This window comes from Nostoc sp. TCL240-02 (assembly GCF_013343235.1).
In the GTDB taxonomy this organism is placed as follows: domain Bacteria; phylum Cyanobacteriota; class Cyanobacteriia; order Cyanobacteriales; family Nostocaceae; genus Nostoc.
Genome location: NZ_CP040094.1, coordinates 7450769 through 7474100, shown reverse-complemented (window position 1 = coordinate 7474100; position 23332 = coordinate 7450769). Strand labels below are relative to the sequence as shown.

Genomic DNA, 23332 nt, shown 5'->3' with positions numbered 1-23332 from the left:
GTCCGATAGTTAATAGCTATCGGAAATAGAGAATATTTCTCCCCACTAGGTAATGGGAATGAATCAGCAACTAGACAAGCGTTTTGTAAAGTTAGTCTTGAGACTCAAACAATCGCTTAGTCGAGGACACAGAGAATTGATTACTGCCGTCAGCATTGCAGTCTGCGTCGTGCTGTTGCACTCCATCGGATTATTGCAATCTTTGGAGTTTGCAGCTTTGGATCAATTGTTTCGCTTACGTCCAAATGAACCACCGGAAGAGCGTATTACAATTGTAGTGATTAATGAAGCATATTTAAACGAAATACGTTTGTGGCCGATTCCAGATGCGAAAATTGCACTGTTGTTGCAAAAATTAAATGTCCACAAACCCCGTGCTATTGGCTTAGATCTCTACAGAAATTTACCAGTAGAGCCTGGTAATCAAGAACTGCGTAATACTTATAAGTCAATGCCCAATTTAATTGGTATTGAACTACTGGCAAATGACAAAAACAAAAACTTTAGTGTTTTGCCTCCACAGGGACTAAATAAGGATCAAGTTGGCTTTAATAATGTGCTGTACGATCTTGATGGTAAAGTACGCCGCAGTTTGTTGTATTGGCACGTTGATAATCAATTACACGAAAGTTTTGCTCTGAAGTTGGCTTTATTGTATTTAAAGCCAAAGGGAATTATTCCCACTAAAGCAAAAAGCAACCCTAAGTACTTGCAATTGGGTAAGGCATCATTTACTCGTTTTGAGGGTGATGATGGTGCTTATGTGAGGGCTGATGATAGAGGATATCAAATTCTGACCAATTTTCCTAAACCTAAATGTCAAAGTTCATCTGGAGAATTATGTAGTTTTCGCCAGGTATCGATAAAAGATGTACTGGCAGATAAAGTCCAAGAAAATTTAATCAAAGATCGGATTATACTGATTGGCTCCACTGCACCCAGTCTCCAGGATTTTGTATTCATTCCATATTCCAGCAATCTAATAGGTACAGCAAAGCCTGTACCCGGCATTCAACTGCAAGCTTATTTTGTTAGTGAGTTAATCTCTGCTGCTGTTGATGGACGACCATTATTCAAATTTTGGTCTGACTTGATGGAATACTTGTGGATTTTTATTTGGTCTTATCTGGGAGCTGTGACGACATGGCGGATACGACACGCTACTAGAAGTCTGCTTTGTATACTAGTTTCTTGCTTTGTATTGACCCTGACCACATACATTACTTTTTTGTACGGTTGGTGGATACCGCTCCTTCCCTCACTGTTTAGCTTTGGCAGTTCAGCTATTTGGATGACCAGTCATATTGCCCATATTCAGGAAGAGCGGAAACGTTCTAAAGAATTTTTGCATCACGTAATCAACACAATTCCCGATCCAATTTTTGTCAAAAATGAACAACATCAGTGGATTGTTTTAAATGAAGCCTATTGTCGATTTATTGGTTATCCGAATAAGTTGTTGATTGAAAAGTCAGACTATGACTTTTTCCCTAAGCATGAAGCTGATGTGTTTCGACAACAGGACGATCTGGTGTTCCGAACTCAAAAACCCCAGGAACATGAAGAAGAATTTACAAATGCAGATGGACAGACTCATCAAATTGCGACTAAGCGATCGCTGCATAAAGACTCAGCTGGCAATTTCTTTTTAGTTGGAGTTATCCGAGATATTACTCAGCGCAAGCTAATGGAGGAGCAGCTGAAGCGAACTGCTGCTGAACTATTCCGCTCTAACAATGAATTAAAGCTCAAAGAAGACCACTTGCGTTATTTAGCGTATCACGACCCCCTCACTGGTTTATCCAATCGCAAATTTTTTGCCGAACAGCTTTATGAGTCGTTACATTGGGCGCAACACAATAACCTGTTGTTGGGACTGCTGTTTATCGATCTAGATGGCTTTAAGCAAGTTAATGATACTTTGGGTCACGAGACGGGCGATCGCTTGCTAATGACTATCGCTGGAAGACTCAGCAACTCTTTACGCGCTAGTGATACAGTTTCTCGCTTGGGTGGCGATGAATTTACTATAATTTTGCGGGCAATTCCTAATGTCCAGATAGCTGCTAAAGTCGCCGAAAAAATTTTAAGCAGTATTACCAAGCCAATTGTTTTGGATGGCTATGCAATCCGAATCTCTGCCAGTATTGGTATAAGTGTCTACCCATACAACAGCCAAGATAGTGAAAATTTGATCAAACAAGCAGATGCAGCAATGTATCGTGCCAAGCATCTGGGTAAAAATCGCTACGAGTTTGCTTAATTAGTTAAGAGGTAAGTCTCCATATTTTTCTCCCTATAGTAAAAAATTTTACCGTTAAATTAGGAATGTGGACTTTAAATATGTGCAAGGCACTATTTTGAAAAAGCATTTCGTATATAACTAGAGGTAGTTTTTTAGTCAAGATAGAGATTTAGCAAGGCTTTTGGGACTGATGACTAAAACTAAGAAGATAAGTGAAAAAGGAATTCATCATCAGAATTAATTAGAAAAATAATTTTTTTCGATTTTTATGTAATTACTTTTACAAACAAAAATATACTGATGTTATACGGAATTATAAGGGTATTCTATAGTTCCATAGTTTTTAAAATCCTTATAATCTAACAATTATGTTATTTTATCTTTATATATCTTTATTATAGTCAAAACATAACTATACAAGAAAATAAGTATTTTTTTATATTTTTTGAAATTTTGATTCGGCAAATATAGTGTTAATACTTAAAAGTATATAAGATATTATTAATAAATCGTGAATTAAACAAAACGCTTATAGCAATCCATCAACATATCTAACTTTAGACTGATGTAAAAATGGCTAATTAAGAATATTACTTAAGTATAAAAACTATTTAATACCAGCAATTTAAGGATATCGTACAAGTAAACACCACAATCACTTGTAAAGTATTAGAAATAATTTAATAAAGTTCAAATATTTTTGAAAAAAGTATCAGTAAATATACGTTAGTCAATAAAAATACGTTTGAAATGAAAAAATAGTAAATTTACTGAAACCAATGAAAACTAACTTCCGATTCACAAAGGTCATGATACTCTGTATAAGTGCTTACATATTATTACCTAAATTTGCCGCTTGCACGAGCCTATTCGGTACTGCAAGTGCTAATACTGTTATTACTACTAGCAGTAATACTTTAATCGCCCACAAAGTCAATTCTCCAAATTTAAAAGACACATATATCCCACCAAATTATGGTGGTCCTGACAGTCAGCATGGTAGCGGTACTCGCTGATGGCCATTTTTGATTTTAGATTGTGGTAAAGCAGCGCTATAAAGGGGCTCATATCTTAGACATCACATCTGTTCCTTGGAAATATCCCAAAAAGAACGGGCTGAAATTTCCGCCGACAGGGTTAGCGAGTCTAGTTCCTTTGGAAGATAGCAAGGGTAGTTTATTAAAAATAATACTAGAATAAGGCTCTCCCTAACTCCGCCCATAATTACGATGAGGAATGCGGGACAGAAGAATGTTCAAGATAATATTGGAGATTTCCACCAATGATTTGTTTGGACAAGTGTGTGAACTTGCCAATTTGGGTCTGATTGAGGATAGTCTAAACGGTAGTGTCCTCCTCGGCTCTCGGTTCTAAAAGCAGCACTTTTGAGAATTAAATCAGCCACATCTAATAAATTGCGGGTTTCTGCCCAAAGTCGCAATTGTCGTTCAACATTTGGTAAGTCAAAACTAGCTGGTTCTGCTGGGCGTAAACCAAGCAAGAATTGACTTAAAGGCAAAGCAGCAAAATCTTGCTGCCAAGATTCAACAGTGGCGATCGCAGTTTCCAACTTTGATTGCTCTCGACAAATACCAGCATTTTCCCACACTAGACGCGGTAACTTCTCTCTGAGTGCTTCTAGTTGTGCTTGCTGGATGTGCCATTCACTAGGATCAACGCTAAATTTCCGTGATGGCAACATTGGTATTTCTAACGGCAACCCGATATTTTCCAACTCAATTTGGCTCATTTGGGCCCCAAACACAATACATTCCAGCAGGGAATTACTGGCAAGGCGATTTGCCCCATGCACCCCGGTACTAGCGGTTTCACCCACCGCGTACAAACCAGGGATATTTGTGCGATTCATCAGATCCGCGACAATCCCACCCATCCAGTAATGGGCAGCAGGCGCTACAGGAATTGGTTCGTGGAAAACATCAACTCCCCAATGCTGACAAACTTTAATGATGTTAGGAAAGCGGTGACGAATCTTGTCGGCAGGGATGGGGCGCATATCCAACCACACATGGGCAGTGGCCAAATCAACGGCGGTACGTTGTAAATGGCTAAAAATTGCTCTACTGACCACATCTCTGGGGGCGAGTTCACCCGCAGGATGATAGTCAAAGGCAAAACGCCGCCCTTCATTATCAACAAGGTGTGCCCCCTCGCCGCGTACAGCTTCGCTAATAAGGAAGCGATCGGCACCAGTTTTAGTCAGTGCAGTGGGGTGAAATTGCACAAATTCCAAATCGCGGAGAATAGCCCCAGCCCGATATGCGATCGCTACCCCATCACCTGTACTCACAGCCGGGTTAGTGGTTTGGGCAAATACTTGACCGCCACCGCCAGTTGCTAATATTACAGCACCAGCTTTAATCCATGTGATTTTACCTTGATAAAACAGGCTTATTCCCTGACAGCGCTTGCTTTCGGGTTCAATCCACAAACTCAAAGCTAAAGCTTGCTGAATGACTTGAATATTCGGGCGACGTAATACTTGAGTGGTGAGAGTGGTTGTAACTTCCCTGCCTGTGGTATCCGCAGCGTGGAGAACGCGGTTGCGAGAGTGGGCAGCTTCTAAAGTTAAAGCCAAGGCTTGACCATGACGGTCAAAAGCAACTCCCAAGTTAACTAGGGATTGAATGCAGTTAGGAGCAAGTTGGGCGAGAAATTCTACAGCGGTGCGATCGCACAAACCTGCACCTGCCCGGATCGTATCTTCAATGTGTAGCGTAGGAGAATCTTCCGGGGAAACGGCTGCGGCAATACCACCTTGTGCCCAATCACTAGCGGACAAAGCAACAGTTTCTTTGGTAATCAAGCCGACTCGTAAGGACTCTGGTAGACACAGCGCTGTGTATAGTCCAGCAGCGCCAGCGCCGACTACTAAGACATCAAATTGGCTAGGAATTATCTCAGGCAAGGTAATGAGGGAGGGGGGAGGGGATAGGGGGAAGGGAGCAGGGGGAGACAAGGAAAAAATTTTACTTTGTCCTTCTTGTCTTTCTTTATCTTTAATAGAATAATCCCACTCCCTAGAATCAGGAGTGGGCTACTATTTGCTAGATTAACTGCAACTTATCTGTAGATACCGTTGTTAAAGCGATCGTCTCCTTCGTTGAAGGCAGGCTCTAATTCTGTCACGGTAAACTTATCCAAGTTGGCTTGCAGGGTTGCTTTTTGGCGATCGCTCAATCCTGGAAGATCCAATACATCCTCTACATTTTTGTAGGGAGCATTTGTGATGATTTTCTTAGCCAAAGTGGGATAAAGCCCTGGAAACTGTTGAAAAGCTCGGACGTTGGTATTATTCAAATCAATTTTTTTCCCAAATTCCGTTCCTAGCTTCTTATCTGCCCGATTCTGCCGCTCAATTGCCAAAATTGGGACTTGAGGAAAAGCAAAACTGTTGAAACTAGCAGCTTGGGCTATCTGAGTTGTTCCCAACCATCCCCAGCAACTAAGTAACAAACTAAACACTGTTAATAAACGCGCCAATCCTTTCACGATTTTCTACCTCTTTCCATCAAACAGAAATAAAAATTTTAAGCTAACAGCCGTAATTGGTCATTAGTCATTGGTCATTGGTCATACCCTGCGGGAAGCCGCTAATGCGTCTACGTTAGAGGACACAGGACAAAGGACAAAGAACAAAACCTGATAGCTTAATCAACACAGCAGTCATCAGAAACTAATATACAGCGTATTAATATCCACAATATTTACTGTTACTGGGTTTGACTGTGGTTTTGACAAAAATTTTTATCGCGATCGCAGTGGCTACATAGCTGTAATAGCCTTATATCAACGATCCTGGTAGTATTCCCTGCAAGATGAAATCTTTTCGGGGTTGCTGATTTTACCTTTTAAGCAGATACGAAACCGTCGATGTCTAATACCAAAAACCCTAGCAAGAAGACTTGAGGGTAATGGACTGTTATGTAATATTTCTTAACTAATTACTTATCTACAGCATCATTCTTGATGTGCTGTAGGCTGACTAGAAAAAGTTTTGGTAATAGAAGCGTCCTGCGTCCTGTCTCCTTCACGCTGCGATCGCAGCTAACAAAAACAGGCTGTCTACCAAAATGGTGCTTAAAACTGCGCCACCAAAGGCATACCAGTGTCTTTGCTTTCCACCTAAAGCGAAAATCCCAACTGTTAACAGCATTAACGCGAGAACTATAGCCCAAGTTTGTCCCCAAGGTGTTTGTACTTGCATCAGGGCATTTTGTAAGATTTGTGGTGCTAAATCTGCATCCACTCTCATAATTTGCCTCCAGTAAGGCATCAAGTCTACTAGATAAAAATATACGTCTGTTAAAACAGTACCGAGTAAAGATCCTAAATAAAACCAGCTACCAACCTTACCCCAATTCTTCGCTAGACACCAGCAAGCAAACGGTAATCCTATAGATTCTACTGGTAGATGCCATACGGGTTCCCAACGTAACCAGCCCCAGTAAATCGCGCCTGCTAACCAACTCCAGCTAAACCCTAAGAGCAAATCGCCCCAGATGTATGTTGCAGGACGTGACATTAAGGTAAAACTTAGCCACACCCAAAATGCTGTCAGCGCTAAACTGAGAGTTGGTAGCGATCGCACTATTGGCGCTTCTACAAATACTGGCACTGATACCAAAAATACCGCCGCCGCAAATACTAACCAATTTTGTCTGGCAGAAATAGATAAAGGTAAAGAGGGAGAAAAAGAGAGTGCAGATTCCAATTGCCTGATGCCATTCTGCCCAGTATCAGCCAAATCCAACTCGGTATCAATAGAAGGGGTAGAAGCAGTGTAGGAGGACAGTGTATTATTAATCAAAGTTTTTAATATTTGTTACTAAACTTTATCTTATTTAAGATATCACATTTTAAAATCCCCCCCTGGGGCATTGTAATTATACTGAAATTTCGTCGAGCGCAGGTGCAAACTAGACAAAACATTCTGCGCCAGACTAATCCATTCAAGTTGCACTATGTACAAAGCTGCTCTGTAGTTCCTTGTAGATAGGGAACTACAGAGAGATGAAAGGTAAAATATAACAGTTAAAAAGCGAACAGCATCAGTCTGCTAAATATTAAAGTTTGATGAACTGGCAAAATTTCGTTGACTTATTCAGGTGGGTGTAAGAACATGGTCAGCGTCTTAGATGATGTTATTGATCGGTAAAATCGAATTTCTATAAGATTAGGTGCAGTAGAGAGTATATAAAGCAACATCATCTAGACAATCAATGTTCATAATGATGTCTAGAAAAGGAAAAAGGTATTAATTGCTATGGAGTTTATTCAAGCTTTTATTTTGGGTATTGTTCAAGGTATTACAGAGTTTTTGCCAATTAGTAGCACTGCACATCTTCTGATTTTTACCAAGATATTTGGTTGGAAAGAGTTAGGTTCTAAAGATTTTGTCGATGCCATTCAATTTGGCAGTGTTATCGCAATTGTGGGTTATTTCTGGTCGCTGATTACTAATATTATCAAAGGTGGAATCGAAGCATTTAAAGATAAAGATTGGCAACGTGAGGAGTGGAAAATTCTTGTGGGGATTGTAGTAGGAACTCTACCTGCCTTGGTTTTCGGCTTTCTTTTGAAAGACATTCTACCGGAAAGTGCATTAATTATTGCCATTATGTCAATCATCATGGCACTGTTACTAGCTTTAGCAGAAAAAATTGGTACTCGCAAGCGAGGTTTTGATTCATTGCAGATTCGAGATGGGATTTTAGTTGGCTTGGGACAAACACTTGCTTTAATTCCCGGCGTTTCTCGTTCTGGATCAACGTTGACAACTGCCTTATTTTTAGGATTGGAACGCGATACAGCAGCGAAATTCTCATTTTTGTTAGGCTTTCCAACTCTTACCATTGCAACGCTGTATAAAAGTTTGAAAATATTCAAATCATTTCAAGCCCACGAGTTGCCAGATAACATTGTGGGACTGTTAATTGTAGGGATTATTTCAACCTTTATTTTTTCCTACCTATCAATTGCATTCTTAATCAAATACTTAGCAACCAAAAACACTCTGGTTTTTGTTTGGTATAGATTAGCATTCGGTAGCGCAATTTTAGCTGCGATCGCATCAGGTTGGAAAGGATAATTTCATAATAGTCATTTGTCATTGGTCATTTGTTTAAAACAAATGCCCAATGCCCCATGCCCAATGCCCCATGCCCAATGCCCCATGCCCAATGCCCCATGCCCCATGAATATTAATCCTGCCCGAATTACCAAGGTTCTTCCCGACTCAATAGCCGCCGAGATTGGCTTTGAGGCTGGGGATGCGATCGTTGCAATCAATGGTACACGTCCCCGCGATTTAATTGATTATCAGTTTTTGTGTGCTGATGAAATTTTGGAACTAGAAGTTTTAGATGCTGCTGGTAAAACTCATAGTCTGGAAATTGAAAAAGATTACGATCAAGACTTGGGGCTAGAATTTGAAACAGCCCTATTTGATGGCTTAATTCAGTGTAATAATCGCTGTCCATTTTGCTTTATCGATCAACAGCCACCTGGTAAACGCACCAGCTTGTATTTGAAAGACGACGATTATCGTCTAAGCTTTTTGTACGGTTCTTATCTTACCCTGACCAATTTGCCAGAAAGAGAATGGCAGCGAATTGAGCAAATGCGCTTGTCTCCATTATATGTTTCTGTTCATGCGACAGAAGCTGATGTGAGAATTAGACTATTAAAAAATCAGCGTGCCGGACAAATTTTACAACAACTCAAATGGTTTCAAAAAAGGCGATTACAAATTCATGCTCAAGTTGTAGTTTGTCCTGGTATAAATGATGGCAAACATCTAGAAAAAACTCTTAAAGATTTAACGTCTTTTCATACTGGTGAAGTCCCTACGGTGGCATCAGTGGCAGTTGTGCCAGTTGGGTTGACACGGTTTCGCCCTCCAGAAGATGAACTTATACCTGTAACTAGAGAAAAAGCTCAAGAAGTGATTTCTCAAGTGCAAATACTCTCACGGCAATTTCGCCAAAAATTTGGTTCTAGCGTTGTTTGGTTAGCCGATGAGTGGTTTTTAATTGCAGGTGAAGAATTACCCAGCGAGTCTGAATATGAAGAATATCCCCAAATTGATAACGGAGTTGGTTCGATTCAACTATTTATCAAGCAATTTGCCACCGTTGCAGCAGAATTACTCCCGCCAAAAGTATATCCTCAAAGAAAATTGACCTGGGTAGTGGGCAACGCCGTAGAAAAAGCATTTCAACCAATTTTGAAACGCTTAAATTGTGTTGAGGGTTTAGAGGTCAATATGCGGGCTTTATGTAGTGATTATTGGGGACAAACTATCAGTGTAACCGGATTATTAACTGGCCATGATTTACTTCTAAATTTAGAAGGTCAAGATTTAGGTGATGGTATTTTGCTCCCCAATGTCATGTTAAAAAATGGGGAATTGGTATTTTTAGATGATATGAGTATTGAGGAATTAGCTGGAAGACTAAATACAAAAATTTTCCCCATAGCAGGAGTTGAAGATTTAATCAAAACATGCACATACAGTTCTGTTAAGGTTTAATTATCAAAGATCAGTTGTTTTTCGGAGGTAATTTATTGTTATGCTGGATGATAAATAAGAAGTAATGCCTAATAATTAATCCACTGAGGAGTCAGTAGTGAAGAATCGGAAAGAGTTTCATGAAAAGGCAAATTTTCAAATAAAGAAAGCCGGATTCTTCATTTTAAGTTTTAACTTTTTAATTTTAAATAGTTTTAGTATTTTGCCAGTCACGGCGGCGACTGAAGAACCTGTATTGAGCGTAGTACAAAGCCAAGAAAATGCGAATCAATGGACAGGAATAACTGACCGCTTGCAGACAATAGGGATGAAATATTGTGTAATTCCCCTAAGCGATGTCAAGAGTAGTGCAGATTGGGGCGATCGCCGGGTATTATTTTTGCCCAACGTCGAGACGCTAACCCCAACCCAAGCGATCGCTCTCGAAGAATGGATGAGTAAGGGAGGGCGCTTGATTGCTAGCGGCCCCGTGGGTAGTTTGTCATCAGCAGGAGTGCGGCAGTTATTGCGATCGCTCTTGGGAGGTTATTGGGGATTCAGCCTCAGTGACATAGAACAGATCAAGCCCACAAAAACCAAAATCCCAGAATGGGCAAATCAAACTGAACTCTTTGGCAAAGTACGCGGCGGCGTTGTGATTCCTAATGATATGGGCACTGAATCTCCTGCTGTTTGGAATTCCAAAGATAATCCAGCCGCAGTAGTGACAACCGAGCGTACCACCTTTTTGGGCTGGCGCTGGGGAACAGATACAGCCTCAGCCGCCGAATTAGATAATGCCTGGTTAAAAGCTTCTATAAATCACTATTTGACAGCGCTAGCGCCATCGAATCGGATGAAAAAAGTAGCAGGAGGTTCCCCAAACTGCTCTACAACAGTAGCGGCTGCACCAAGGGGGCAGGGGGTAGGGGAGCAGGGGGCAGGGGGCAGGGGAGCAGGGGAGCAGGGGAGCAGAGGGGCAGAGGGGCAGAGGAGTAGTTCATCTCCCTTATCTCCTCCTCCCAAAACTGCCACTGCTCCCATACCGAGAGCGCTTCCTATAGTTAAACCACCAACTTCGCAAGAGGCCATTGACCAGCTGGAACAGGCGGTGCGTCTAGATGTTGCACCCAACTCCAATGAGCCGATTGACAGCAATCAAGCGATCGCTCTCCAACAAGAGCTAGAAAATCTCATTGGCCGGGTGGAAAGCGCTCATTTAGCGGTGTTAGCCGATGTGGTTAAGGAAGGCGTTGGCATATCTGAGGGAAAACAGACCTCCAGGCATCTGGAAACCTACAACTCTCAATCTGTCAAGGATCAGCCAATACAATTAGCCTCAACTAAATTGGGTGGGTTAGCCACAAGTAAAGACCAAGCCTTGGCACAAGTAAGGGTAATTGCCAAAAACTTACCACAATTGATTGCCCAAAAAAACTATGCTCTAGCTCGTCAGCAGTGGCTGGCAGCAAAGACGATTTTGTGGCAGCAGTTCCCTGTCGATCAAAGAGTGGCTCAACCAGAAATTCGGGCAGTTTGGTTAGATAGGGGGACAATTGTTCGTGCTGGTAGCAAGGCGGGACTAGCCCAGATTTTTGATCGCCTAGCCCAAACTGGGATTAATACTGTCTTCTTTGAAACCGTTAATGCTGGCTATACTATTTATCCCAGCCAAGTTGCAAAAGAGCAAAACCCCTTAATTCATGGGTGGAACCCACTAGAAGATGCGGTGAAATTAGCCCATGAGCGCGACATGGAATTACACGCTTGGGTTTGGACTTTTGCTGCTGGCAATCAACGGCATAATGAGATTATCAACCTTAATCCAAATTATCCAGGACCAGTACTAGCGGCTCATCCCGATTGGGCAAACTACGATAATCTTGGCAACATGATCCCCGTTGGTCAGACTAAGCCATTCTTTGACCCAGCCAACCCCGAAGTACGGCAATACTTACTCAAACTGTACGAGGAAATCGTTACTCGTTATGATGTGGATGGTCTACAGCTAGACTACATTCGCTACCCCTTTCAAGACCCATCAGCAGGTCGAATTTATGGCTATGGCAAAGCTGCAAGAGGGCAGTTTCAGCAACTTACTGGTGTAGATCCGATAAATATTTCTCCCAGCCAACTAGAACTATGGCAAAAGTGGACAACATTTCGGACTGAGCAAGTTGATAGCTTTGTTGCGAAAGTTTCAGAGCAGTTGCGACAAAAACGACCGAATTTGATTTTGTCGGTTGCAGTATTTCCTTTGCCAGAACAAGAGCGGATTCAGAAAATTCAACAAAACTGGGAAACTTGGGCAAGGCGAGGAGATGTGGATTTAATCGTTCCCATGACTTATGCTCTAGATACTTCTCGCTTCCAACGACTAGCCCAACCCTGGATAGCCTCTAAACAATTGGGAGCTACATTGTTAGTGCCGGGAATTCGCTTACTTTCTTTACCAACAATCGGGACGTTCGATCAACTCCAGTTAGTAAGAGACTTGCCAGTTAGTGGTTACGCACTCTTTGCCGCAGAGAATTTTAATAACGAACTACAAAAACTTTTTATTAGCACTCAAGGTAGAGTTCAATCTACAAAAAGTGAACCGATTCCTCACCGTCAACCTTTTCAAACTGCCGCCATCCGTTACACCGCGCTGCAACGAGAATGGAAGTTTGTTTTTCAAAATAACCCACCAGAAAGACCTGCCCAGACAATATCAGATTTTAACAACCAGGCAGAAGTTTTACGGACTGCTTTAAATCAGCTTGCTGCTTCTCCTTCTCCTAGTAATTTACTAGTGGCAAAAGCCTCTCTAACTCGCTTCCAGTCACAATTTCGGGTATTGATGAGCCAAGAAATTAAGTCGAATTCCTATCAAGTCAAAGTTTGGGAAAATCGGCTTGTAACTATAGAAAGACTATTGCGTTATGGCGAACGGCGGGTGCAGTTGCATCTCTAGTGAAGAGGCAGAACAATACTTGTCGGATAAACCCAACAATCTCTCTTTTGGTCTGGAGAAAGCTTAAATGGTAAGAGGTAAAGGTAAATTTAAACCCTTTCCCCTTCCCGTTTTCCCCAAAACCCGATAAGTATTGACACCAGTATTAGTTCATTTGAGGTAGGATATCAAATTCTCGTTAAGAGACAATTACCCAAGTACAAATGGTCACTAGCACGCGCTATAGTACTGACAGACAGGACAAATCGAATCACCTCATGGCAGTTTCTGTGAATAGTACCTCCCGTGTAGCAGAAGTAGCATTGTGTGAGGGTGAAAGACGATTTCGCACTATCTTCAACGTCACTTTCCAGTTTATCGGATTGCTAATAACAGAAGGCATTGGGCTAAAAGCGAACCAAACAGTACTCAACTTTAGCAGGCTACAATCACAAGATGTAGTTAGGCGTTCATATTGGGAAATATGGTGGACGCTACTTGAAAATTTCCAACATCTGCAATATTTATTATTCTCCAGCCCAGGAGTCATTTATATCTGCAAGAGTTCGGAAGATTTTGGTAGTAAATTTATGAACAAAAATGTTTTCGCTATCACGGGTTATCAAGTGTGGAAAACAGTTAAATATTCTGGCTTTTGGACTGTCCATTTCTATTCGATTAGAAATGTTAATTGTAAAAAAGTTTATAGATATCTACAAATATAAAATTTTTGCCATAATTACACCGGGACTTGGTACAAAGTTTACTCTCATTAAATAATAAAAAATAAATTAAGGTAACTTATGCCCAAAATTTTAATAATAGAAGACGATGAAGCAGTTCGTGAAAACATTTTAGATTTGCTAGAAGCTGAGGATTTTGAAACTATTGCTGCCGCTAATGGTAGGGTCGGCGTGCATTTGGCTATCTGTGAAGTTCCTGACTTAATTCTCTGTGATATGATGATGCCAGAAATTGATGGTTATGGCGTTCTAAGCGCATTACGCCAAGATCCATCAACGGCAACAATTCCCTTCATTTTTCTCACTGCAAAATCTGCAAAATCTGACTTTCGTCAAGGTATGGATATGGGGGCAGATGACTATATAACTAAGCCATTTAGTCGGGCTGAGTTATATAGTGCCATCATAAATCGGTTGGAAAAGCACGCTACTTTAAAAAGATATTTATCTACCCAGACTACAATTAACAACTTGTCTCCCAAAATGCAGTTGTTAGAAATTAGCTTGTATCAAGCTATCAAACAACATAAATTTCAAGAATTTGAAATTTATTATCAACCAATAGTCGATATTGCTTCTGGAAAAATATTAGCTGCTGAAAGTTTATTGCGCTGGCAAAGTCCAGAATTAGGGATAGTTTACCCAACAGAATTTATTCCGTTAGCAGAGTCTACGGGTTTAATTGTTCCAATTGGTAAATGGGTATTAAAAAGTGTATGTAAACAAATAAAAATCTGGCGTGATGCCGGAATTAATTCCTTTATTGTTGCTGTAAATATCTCAGTAATGGAATTTAATCAACCAGATTTTATTAATAAAATAGTCAATTTTATAACTATCAATAATTTGCAACCAAATGACTTAGAGCTAGAACTGACTGAAAGTATGATTATGCAAGACGTAAATAGTGCGATCGCTACTATGACTAAATTGCAATCCTTGGGTATCAAAATTGCGATTGATGATTTTGGTACAGGCTATTCTTCTCTAATTTATCTGAAAAATTTACCAATTAATACATTGAAAATAGACCGTTATTTTATCCATAACGTTGCTAACGATCCACAGAAATCAGCCATTACTAAAGCATTAATTCAAATGGGTCACAATCTCAATCTAAATGTAATCGCTGAAGGTGTAGAGACGGAAGCAGAACTTTCTTTTTTGCGCCAGCACAACTGTAATTCTATGCAAGGTTTTCTATTTAGTCGTCCATTACCAGCAGCAGAGGTTGAAAATTTTTTATTGACTAATAAATGCTTATATGTATGAATATTGGGAATTGAGAATTGGGAATTATTTTCCTAGTCCTTAATCTTCTGATACTTTTACTAAGTAAGAAAAATCGGACTTTAGACTGGTGACAATTATTAAGTCTCAAGTCTAAAGTAAAAAAATTGTGTCATAGTGTCTACCGCCATGAAAGTCTCTGCGCGTTTCTTGCTGCCAGTTTTGTTACTAACCTTGACAGCAGCGTGTAACCAGACTCGCGCTTCGTCAGATAATCCCACACCACAAGAATCTGTACCTTCTGCCCAACTGACACAGAATCCTACACAGCCAAAGCCAAAAAATACTGTCCGTACTGAAGCACTTTCGCCTACACCTATCCGTATCAATCTGAAGAATTTACCAGCACCCTTTGCAACAGAAAGTGCTTCCAAGCGGCCTGAAGTTGTGCCTATTCCGCAAAATCCGGTGCTGCGCGTACCAAGAGGCTTTACAGTTAATGTATTTGCCGAAGATTTAGATGCCCCACGCTGGCTAGCTTTAACTCCCAGTGGTAATGTTCTGGTGACTGAAACGGGGCAAAACCGCATTCGTTTGTTACGTGACAGCAATGGTGACGGTGTAGCCGACGTTCGAGAAACTTTTGCTAGTGGGGACAACGGACTCAATAGACCCTTTGGGATGGCTTTTGCAGATAATTCCTTTTTTCTGGGGAATACAGATGCTGTGGTGCGTTTTCCCTATACTCAAGGTCAAAACAAGATTACAGGTAAAGGAGAAAAAATCGCCGACTTGCCTTCTCAAGGTTATAACAACCATTGGACACGCAATGTCGTTGTCTCACCTGATCGCAATAAATTATATGTCTCAGTTGGTTCAGGAACCAATGTGGATGAAGAACCCCTACCACGCGCTTCGATACAGGTGATGAATTTAGATGGTTCCCAGCAGCAAACTTTCGCTTCCGGCTTGCGTAACCCGGTTGGTTTGGACTTTCATCCTCTAACCAAGGAACTTTACGCCAGTATTAACGAACGCGATGGAATCGGTGATGATTTGGTTCCAGACTATCTGACACGGGTTAAACAGGGGGCATTTTATGGCTGGCCTTATGCTTATCTGACACCAAACAACCTCGATCCGCGTCAAAAAACCGATGGCAAAAGTAAACGCCCCGAATTAGCTGCCAGTACCCAAACGCCAGATGTACTGTTCCAAGCGCATTCAGCAGCATTGGGTTTGCAGTTTTATGATGGTAAAACATTTCCAGAAAAATACCGGAACGGTGCTTTTGTTGCTTTTCGTGGTTCTTGGAACCGCGATCGCGGTACTGGTTATAAAATTGTATTTGTTCCCTTCGACGCTAAGGGGCGATCGCTTGGCTATTACGAAGACTTTCTCACAGGCTTTTTACTCAATCCTTCTGTACCAACCACTTGGGGACGACCTGTAGGTTTACTCGTGCTGCCAGATGGCAGTTTACTACTAACAGAAGAAGCTAATAATCGGATTTATCGGATTCAGTATACGGGGAATGAATAATTCCCTAGAGTAAAGTTACAGCAGTTGTGACTATATCTCCCTACCCAGGTTTATCCCCTTTACGGTAAATTACAGAAAAATACTAATACTTATCTGGTTGAGAAATTCATTATGACTCCCAACGAAAATAATACTCAGTCAAATATCAACGAATTGCCTCCACATTCAGGCACACGATACTGGGGTGAGGTGGAGGTGATCGAGGAGGGAGATACTTATAGAATTAGCCGTGTTGAAATCAAGCCCAGACACGGCATTAAACCACAAATTCATTATCATCGTAATGAGCATTGGGTTGTAGTTTCCGGTGTAGCCAAGGTAACTTGTGGCGATTCGGAAATATTGCTGAATCGAAACGAATCAACTTATGTTCCCGCAGCAACCCTACATAAGGTAGAAAATCCTGGACACATCCCGCTAGTTATTCTGGAAATTCAAAATGGTGAGTATTTGGGCGAAGATGATACTGAGCGCCCTTATGACTTAAATTTGGTTAAATCTGTAGCTGAAGGTTAGTGAGTGCTGTTAGCGGTAGCGGGGCGTTTAGCCCGTGCTGAGTGCTGAGTGAGTTAGGAGTTAAGAGAGACGCGATTAATTGCGTCTGTACAGGAATTAGGAGTTGGGATTCAAGTGATTAATGCCCAATGCCCCATGCCCCATGCCCCATGCCCCATACCCAATGCCCAAATCAAAACCACCCTTCTTGTTCGAGGGTTTCAATCAGCTGCAAGCCACGGGGATCACCCACTCCTAACAGTGAAGCTTTCGCGTCTTCCCGGACTCCCAGGTCTTGGTCTTCGGCAAAGGCTTGAATTAGAGCATCGATCGCTGTGGCATAAACTACATTAGAAGGCAATTCGCGGCACAGTTGACCGATTGCCCACGCACTATTGCTCCGCACTGCTGCCACGGGATCTTTGACTAAGGCTTCAATTAATGGTGGTATTGCCCCGATAACTGCTTCATAACCAACCTCTGCCATCTGTGCTAAGGAGCTAGCAGCCCACAAACGCACTGCGGAAATGTCAGTTCTTAAGGCATCTGCTAGGGGCGGTAAAGAACGGCGATCGCGACAGTTTCCTAAAGCCCAAACAACGCCTTTACGCACATAGCCATTCCAATCACTCTTTAGTTGAGCAATTAATGGAGCCACTGCTTCTGAACTAGGATTGCGTCCGAGAGCATAAGATGCGCTCACCCGGACTAAGGGACAAATATCAGTTAACAGGCGAATCAGATAGGGGGTAGCACGCGCATCTTCTATATCACAAAAAGCACGCGCCGCTAACATTCTTTGCTGGGGCTGGGGATTTTCCAGGAGGGCTAGCATCACTTCAGGATCGGGCTTCACCACAACTGAATCGTCAGTTAATGGCTCTATTTTATCTAGGGGGCTTTCTAGCTCCTCCTCAATATCGACATCGAGTAGGCTTAGATCGTCTTCGTCATACATAATTTCATTTTTATCCCTTTTCGGGATTAAGACATAATCCCCCGCGCCAATAAATCAAAAATTTATAAGTATTAGTTGCGTAATTATACACTTTCCCTAACCCTCGTTGAATTTTATCCAAACGAGAACTGCTATAACTCAGATGCTAAAGTATGTTACGGCTATCCTCTAGTTTATTTTTCTGCACTCAGGAATTTTACCATCCACAGGGATTGGGTTTGATAACCTAACTGATTGTAAAGATTTAATGCGGGTTTGTTTGATTGAAACACTTGTAATCCAATCTGGCGATCGCCTCTTTGAATAGCCCAATTTTCTACATATTGCATTAAGGCTGTACCAATACCCCGCCGCCGATGTTCTGGTACAACGTAGAGAATAAAGATGTGAGCATGGCGATTACCCTGCACTTGATCTATAGCATTGCCTACCCAAAGGCAAGCGATGGGGAATTGGGAATTGGGTATAAGAGGCAGAGGGGCAGGGAGCAGGGGGCAAGGGGGAGAATTAAAATTACTTCTTTCTGCTTTACTCCCTGCTCCCTGCTCCCTGCTCCCCTGCTCCCTCTCCTCCCCCTCCTCTTCTACCCACCACAAGGGTGTATCGCTAGAGAAGTATTGCTTAACTGTTTGCTCTAGGTGAGAAAAATCCTCATTGGGGAAGAGATCCTGGTAAGTTCGCTGCATGAATTTAAGCAGCAGCGATCGCTCCAATAAGGAACCACAGCGAATAATATACCCCGGTAGTAGTTGCTCAGACACTTCTGGCATTTATTGAGTTAGCTAGGTGAGTTATACCAATTACCAATTACGAATTAGTATGTGCTACTGGTGGCAAATTATCAGGAGTGGTTTGAGAACTTACCCCTACCTCTTCAATTGGTGCGGGTGCTGCCATATCTGATGGTAAGAAGATGCGGGCGCTGACTGCGACTAGAGCAAAGACAAATACCAGAACTACAAGCAGTGGGGCGATGTATTGACGAAAAATAGCCATATTTTAATTGCAAAGAGAGCTAGGAATTTTTATGAAAATTTAGCTGAAGATTTGTGAAGTATTCTTTATTTTAGCAATTTTCTGTATATGAAAATTGGGAATGGGGAATGGGGAATGGGGAATTGGGCAAAAAACTTGTTCAATAATTCCCCCTTGTCTTCCTCATCTCCCCCTGCTCCCTGCTCCCTGCTCCCTGCCCACTGCCCCCTGCCCCCGCAGTACTATTTGCGCTCCAAGTCATCAAGCACTCTTTCGCAATACCAATTTTCCGGCATCCCAGGATAAGTTTCCTTTGCCTGTTCAATTAACCGTTCGGCTGCGGCAGTGTCACCAGATAATTTAGCGATCAGTCTGTTTTTTAGATAGCTATCAGATACATCATCGTCTATCTGGTTTGATATCCCTTGATTTGTTGATGGTCGGGACTGATCTCTTCGTAACTGCCAAAATAAAACGTAATAAAGTGTCCCAAAAATTAAAATTAAGCTGAGTGTTCCGAAAAAAGTTAGTAGGTTAAATGCTAGAAATCCCAAAACTAACTGCGAGAGAACATAGCCCAGCAATAAACCTGTTAATAAGAGGATGAATGTGCCGACAGCAATAACTACTTGATTCCCCATATATCCTCTTCTTCGTCCTCAAGTCCTGGTCTAGATATTGCCACTGGCTGAGGGTTCCAGGGGGCAAATACTGGTAATAGGAGTAGTCCTGGTACGGCGGCGGCAATGGTAATTAAGAAAAATACAGGCCAACCCGTATTTTGGGCGATCGCACCTCCAGGGGCCGACAGAATATCGCGGCTGACAGCCATTAAGCTGGATAACAAAGCATATTGGGTTGCAGAAAAACGCTGGTTACAAAGACTCATCAAAAAGGCAACAAAGGCTGCTGTCCCCAATCCACCACAAAATTGTTCTACGTTGATGGCAAGTACCATAGCTTGGTAGTTTTTACCGATGTATGCTAGAAAAAAGTAAGCTAAATTACTTACTGCTTGTAGAATACCAAAAACCCAAAGCGATCGATTGATGCCAATAGCACTCAAAATTGAACCACCTGCTAAAGCACCGACAATCGTCGCAATTAACCCCATCCCCACTTGAATTGCCCCAATGTCGGTTTTGGTAAAACCCGTTTGCAGCAAAAAAGGCGTGGTCATATTGCTCAACAAAGCATCACCTAGCTTGTATAGGGTAATGAATGCAAGCATGAGAATAGCTTTGATAATCCCTTGACGCTGAAAAAATTCCTGAAAAGGTAAGATGACAGCATCAACCAGAGAAGCTGGAGGGCTAATTTCCTTGGGTTCCGGTGCGAACAAGGTTGCAAAAATACCAATTACCATCGTCCCTGCCATAAACAAGTAAACCGATGACCAAGGCAGTTTGTCGGCAAGTATCAAGGCTAAAGCACCTGCGACTAACAGGGCGATTCGATAACCCAAGATAAAAACGGCTGCACCAGCCCCCATTTCTAGTTTTTCTAAAACGTCGGTACGGTAGGCATCAACGGCAATATCTTGAGTTGCACTGATAAAGGCAATGACTATGGCGTTGATTGCTAGTAGTTGTAATGCTTGTTTGGGTTGTTGGAAAGCCATGAATGCGATCGCTACAATCAAAGCAATCTGCGTCAAAATTAACCAACCCCGTCGTCGTCCCAACACTGGTAAGGCGAACCTGTCCAGCAGTGGCGACCACAGAAACTTCAAAGAATAAGGCAAACTCGCGAGGCTAAACCAACCAATAGCGGCTAAATCTACCTTTTCTACGGTCATCCAAGCCTTTAAGGTATTACCGATTAACAATAACGGTAAACCCGATGAAAAACCTAAAAATAATAAAGCCGCCATTTTGCGACTACCGAAAACTTCCAGCAGTGATTTAATTTTCCTCATATTTTCAACTTTTTGCCTCTTTTGAGGAAATATCAATAAAATACAACGAGGAAATGCAAATGTGTATCATGTAAATAGTACCTATAAAGGTTTGAATTATCGGAGTGGCAGGAGTTACCTACATAATCCCGATCGGGGATTTAAACTCATCATCGCTGCTATGTGATTTCCCGCAAACATGACAAACTACCAAGATTTACTTGGGTTAAATACAAATTCAGGATAACCTTATAGTGTCAGCGTTTTCTTAACTTTCCTGAATTGGATAAACCTGATGCCCCCTGATTTCTACTCTGTGTGCAGCAAGGCATTTTTCCCAACCTTCAAGCGTACCGATGTCACTTTTACTATTGAGTAATCCTAATTGCTGTTCTTGTTGGGTGAGTTTAGCAAATTCTTCGTAGCCTGGGTAGTCGCTGGTGACAAATGTTTCCTTACGGTGCAAAATCGGTGGATTTGCCCTAGTTTCGTAGTCTCGGTGAGTTATGATGAGGGTTTTTAAATCAATACCGATGCTGGCTTTTAACGCCGGGTGAGGATCGGTATCGAATTCCGGGTAAGAGAGATAGGATATTTGCGGTTTGTCAGTGTGATATTTGATTAATGTAGCTTCATCGACACGCCCAATGGTACGACTAGCGCAACCTTCACAAATTCGTAGTACGGGGTCAAGTGCTGCAAGTGCCGAAACATGGACATAGAGCGCACCGCGTGTATGTTTACCAATTTTGCTTTTGTCGCAAGCAGTTTGAATTACCCCAGGTTTACCTAAGCTGAAAAGCTTTTGATCGGCTACAAGGCACGCTTCTTCATAGCTACTAAAAAAGGCTTTGATATCGTGACGCATTTCTGGCGCTAGCTTTTGCCATGCAGGACGTTTATCAAAGTGAGTCAGGGCGAGATAAACTTGGATATCTAGAGAACGACGATAAGCGATCGCATCCCATTCAGCCTCATCAGTAGCTTGCAAAACTACACCAAAGGCGCGGCGAAAGTTACCAAATTCGCTCAGTAATTCCTGTTCATTTTCCAATTCGCTTTTTACAGGTAGTCTACCGCGCTTGGTAAAGAAAGCCATTAATGGTTGCAGCTGTTCTTCATAGTCTTCAAACCGCTTAACGGGGATGCGGACTCGTGGTGTAGAAGTGGTAGAAAAGAAGCGGATAGCTTTGTAACTTTCTTTTTCAGCTTCATCTCGAAAAACAAAGTAAACGCCTAATGCAATGGGTACTGCATCTACATTTAAGACTTCATCAATATAAGTTTTGAGTTCTTGTTGTTCGTAATATTTCTGAAAAGTATTGCGACGCGTCACAATGCCATCATTGTAAGCAAGTTGGGTTTTGCTGGGAGCGTTAATCAGGATTTGAGCCGCGACAATTAAAACTTTCCCGGTGAGTTCCCAGGCTTGGATTAGGCTTTGACGGCGTTCCTCTGAGTCTTCAATGACGTTGAGGACATAACCCAAGTTGACCACATCGGCGGTGATACGTGGTACATCGGGATAGTAGTAAGGGTCCCAGCCTGAACTGGTGTAACCTAAATTTTTTACTCGCTGAACATCGCCACCGTAGCCGCAACCGTAGTCAAAAAAAGTGGTGTCTTGATTGAGGATTGACCCTTCTATAGCCAATCGTACAGGGCGAGAGATGTCGGGGCGAGCGATCGCGGCTCTATGACGCTCGATTTCTAGCGCTTCAGGCATAATATTAATTGTCAGTTAACAGCGAAGAGTTAACAGTCAACTAATATCCTTTCAATTTTTAACCGCTAGTTCAATTAAATCTTCAATTTTCTTGATATTTGGATCGCCTGCTAAGTAACCAATACCGCGATGCAAATGTAAACGGAATTGGGTGGCGAGGGTTTCTTTATCGGTGGGATAACCATCATTGTGACAGCGTTGCTTAAGGGCGAGGAGGAGAATATCCGACATTTCGCCGCCAAAGACGCGCCAAGTCATTTCAACGTTGCTATCTTGGGGAATTGGGACGGGGGAGGGTGCAGTTGCTTCTGCGAGAGAACGACAAAACGCCCAACGGCATAGGATATTCCATTGATCGATTTTGGTACTGCGTCTAAGTTTGGTAAGTTGGTCTTTAGCTGTTTGGGAAAGTTTAATTCTTTCGATTGGGGATTCCATAATCTTACTAAAAATTAAAGTATTTTTCGTTCATAAACCCAAACAGTAGCGAACCGCAGTTTCAACCTCAAGCATCTTGGAGTCAGAAAGTTTGCCAGATGGATCAGTAGGAAAGCGATTTGGATCTAAAGAACGAATTTGAAAACATAAGAACACTGTTTCTATAAGCAATTCGCTGTCGTCTGGAGAGACTCGTATATTGGTTGGATAATCACGCTTAATATTTGTTCCTTTCGTACCGACAATTACAGTCACAACCAAAGGTAATTGATTGATAGCGTCTATAGATAAAACAAAAACTGGTCTTGTTCCTGCCTGTTCTCGACCCAGCACTGGATTAAGATTAACAAAATAAATTTGTCCTCTCTCGATGCTCACAGCTTTTCTAAACCATCCATTTCTGTAATACTAAATTCATTGTTAATACTATTAATTTCTGTTTGTATATCTAAATCAGTAGCCATTGCAACTAGTTGTTCATTCATATATTTAACATTAGTGAATTTATTTACTATTTGCTTTCTTTCTTGCACTTGCTTTGCGATACGTTCTAATAGCCATTCTAATTCTTCTAATGACAAGACACGTAGGTCGTTCTCTATTTTTAGTACATG

The 23332-nt window shown here is 41.8% G+C and carries 20 protein-coding genes; 8 read left to right on the top strand and 12 right to left on the bottom strand.

Annotated elements, in window-relative coordinates; all coding sequences use genetic code 11:
- Positions 1–58 precede the first annotated feature (58 nt).
- Positions 59–2263: a CHASE2 domain-containing protein gene (locus FBB35_RS32040; protein ID WP_174712993.1), complete on the top strand. Its 2205-nt coding sequence runs from the start codon at positions 59–61 to the stop codon at positions 2261–2263.
- Between the two features lie 1237 nt (positions 2264–3500).
- Here the strand turns inward: FBB35_RS32040 and nadB are convergent.
- The 3 genes from nadB to FBB35_RS32025 form a co-directional block, all read right to left on the bottom strand.
- Positions 3501–5174, bottom strand: coding sequence for an L-aspartate oxidase (nadB, locus tag FBB35_RS32035; RefSeq protein ID WP_174712990.1), 1674 nt, complete (start codon positions 5172–5174; stop codon positions 3501–3503).
- Positions 5175–5329: 155 nt separating this feature from the next.
- Complete coding sequence (psbU, locus tag FBB35_RS32030) at positions 5330–5758, bottom strand: photosystem II complex extrinsic protein PsbU (RefSeq protein ID WP_174712988.1); 429 nt, start codon at positions 5756–5758, stop codon at positions 5330–5332.
- A gap of 538 nt (positions 5759–6296) precedes the next feature.
- Positions 6297–7076: a DUF3120 domain-containing protein gene (locus FBB35_RS32025; protein ID WP_174712985.1), complete on the bottom strand. Its 780-nt coding sequence runs from the start codon at positions 7074–7076 to the stop codon at positions 6297–6299.
- Between the two features lie 456 nt (positions 7077–7532).
- On the opposite strand from FBB35_RS32025, the gene FBB35_RS32020 reads away from it, so the two are divergent.
- From FBB35_RS32020 to FBB35_RS31990, 7 genes are all read left to right on the top strand, one after another.
- Entirely contained in the window at positions 7533–8357 is an 825-nt protein-coding gene (locus FBB35_RS32020) for an undecaprenyl-diphosphate phosphatase (protein ID WP_174712982.1), read from the top strand.
- A gap of 105 nt (positions 8358–8462) precedes the next feature.
- A complete protein-coding gene (locus FBB35_RS32015; protein ID WP_174713847.1) occupies positions 8463–9800 on the top strand; it encodes a TIGR03279 family radical SAM protein in 1338 nt (445 codons plus the stop codon).
- A gap of 97 nt (positions 9801–9897) precedes the next feature.
- Positions 9898–12735 (top strand): glycoside hydrolase family 10 protein, encoded by a 2838-nt coding sequence (locus tag FBB35_RS32010; RefSeq protein WP_174712980.1) that lies wholly within the window; start codon positions 9898–9900, stop codon positions 12733–12735.
- Between the two features lie 203 nt (positions 12736–12938).
- Positions 12939–13439, top strand: a complete 501-nt coding sequence (locus tag FBB35_RS32005) for a hypothetical protein (RefSeq protein WP_174712979.1) — start codon at positions 12939–12941, stop codon at positions 13437–13439.
- Positions 13440–13517: 78 nt separating this feature from the next.
- Positions 13518–14729: an EAL domain-containing response regulator gene (locus FBB35_RS32000; protein WP_174712977.1), complete on the top strand. Its 1212-nt coding sequence runs from the start codon at positions 13518–13520 to the stop codon at positions 14727–14729.
- A 147-nt stretch (positions 14730–14876) separates the two neighbouring features.
- Positions 14877–16229 (top strand): sorbosone dehydrogenase family protein, encoded by a 1353-nt coding sequence (locus FBB35_RS31995; RefSeq protein WP_174712975.1) that lies wholly within the window; start codon positions 14877–14879, stop codon positions 16227–16229.
- Between the two features lie 111 nt (positions 16230–16340).
- Positions 16341–16745: a phosphomannose isomerase type II C-terminal cupin domain gene (locus tag FBB35_RS31990; RefSeq protein ID WP_174712973.1), complete on the top strand. Its 405-nt coding sequence runs from the start codon at positions 16341–16343 to the stop codon at positions 16743–16745.
- 172 nt (positions 16746–16917) lie between these two features.
- Here the strand turns inward: FBB35_RS31990 and FBB35_RS31985 are convergent, their stop codons facing one another.
- The 9 genes from FBB35_RS31985 to FBB35_RS31945 form a co-directional block, all read right to left on the bottom strand.
- Positions 16918–17682: a HEAT repeat domain-containing protein gene (locus FBB35_RS31985; RefSeq protein ID WP_174712972.1), complete on the bottom strand. Its 765-nt coding sequence runs from the start codon at positions 17680–17682 to the stop codon at positions 16918–16920.
- A 173-nt stretch (positions 17683–17855) separates the two neighbouring features.
- Positions 17856–18452, bottom strand: a complete 597-nt coding sequence (locus tag FBB35_RS31980; RefSeq protein ID WP_174712970.1) for an N-acetyltransferase — start codon at positions 18450–18452, stop codon at positions 17856–17858.
- Between the two features lie 37 nt (positions 18453–18489).
- Complete coding sequence (locus FBB35_RS31975; protein WP_174712968.1) at positions 18490–18678, bottom strand: hypothetical protein; 189 nt, start codon at positions 18676–18678, stop codon at positions 18490–18492.
- A 221-nt stretch (positions 18679–18899) separates the two neighbouring features.
- A complete protein-coding gene (locus FBB35_RS31970; protein ID WP_174712966.1) occupies positions 18900–19298 on the bottom strand; it encodes an ABC transporter permease in 399 nt (132 codons plus the stop codon).
- Positions 19283–20575, bottom strand: a complete 1293-nt coding sequence (locus tag FBB35_RS31965) for an AmpG family muropeptide MFS transporter (protein ID WP_174712965.1) — start codon at positions 20573–20575, stop codon at positions 19283–19285. Before FBB35_RS31965 ends, FBB35_RS31970 begins: the two co-directional genes overlap by 16 nt.
- Before the next feature lie 247 nt (positions 20576–20822).
- On the bottom strand, positions 20823–22280 hold the full coding sequence (locus FBB35_RS31960; protein ID WP_174712964.1) for a DNA phosphorothioation-associated putative methyltransferase: 1458 nt from the start codon (positions 22278–22280) through the stop codon (positions 20823–20825).
- 51 nt (positions 22281–22331) lie between these two features.
- The gene (gene dndE / locus FBB35_RS31955) at positions 22332–22718 is read right to left on the bottom strand and encodes a DNA sulfur modification protein DndE (RefSeq protein ID WP_174712963.1); all 387 of its coding nucleotides are present in this window, start codon (positions 22716–22718) and stop codon (positions 22332–22334) included.
- A gap of 30 nt (positions 22719–22748) precedes the next feature.
- Positions 22749–23096 (bottom strand): type II toxin-antitoxin system PemK/MazF family toxin, encoded by a 348-nt coding sequence (locus FBB35_RS31950; protein WP_174712962.1) that lies wholly within the window; start codon positions 23094–23096, stop codon positions 22749–22751.
- A complete protein-coding gene (locus tag FBB35_RS31945; RefSeq protein WP_254625752.1) occupies positions 23093–23299 on the bottom strand; it encodes a hypothetical protein in 207 nt (68 codons plus the stop codon). The genes FBB35_RS31950 and FBB35_RS31945 overlap by 4 nt, the downstream gene beginning before the upstream one ends.
- Between the last annotated feature and the right edge of the window lie 33 nt (positions 23300–23332).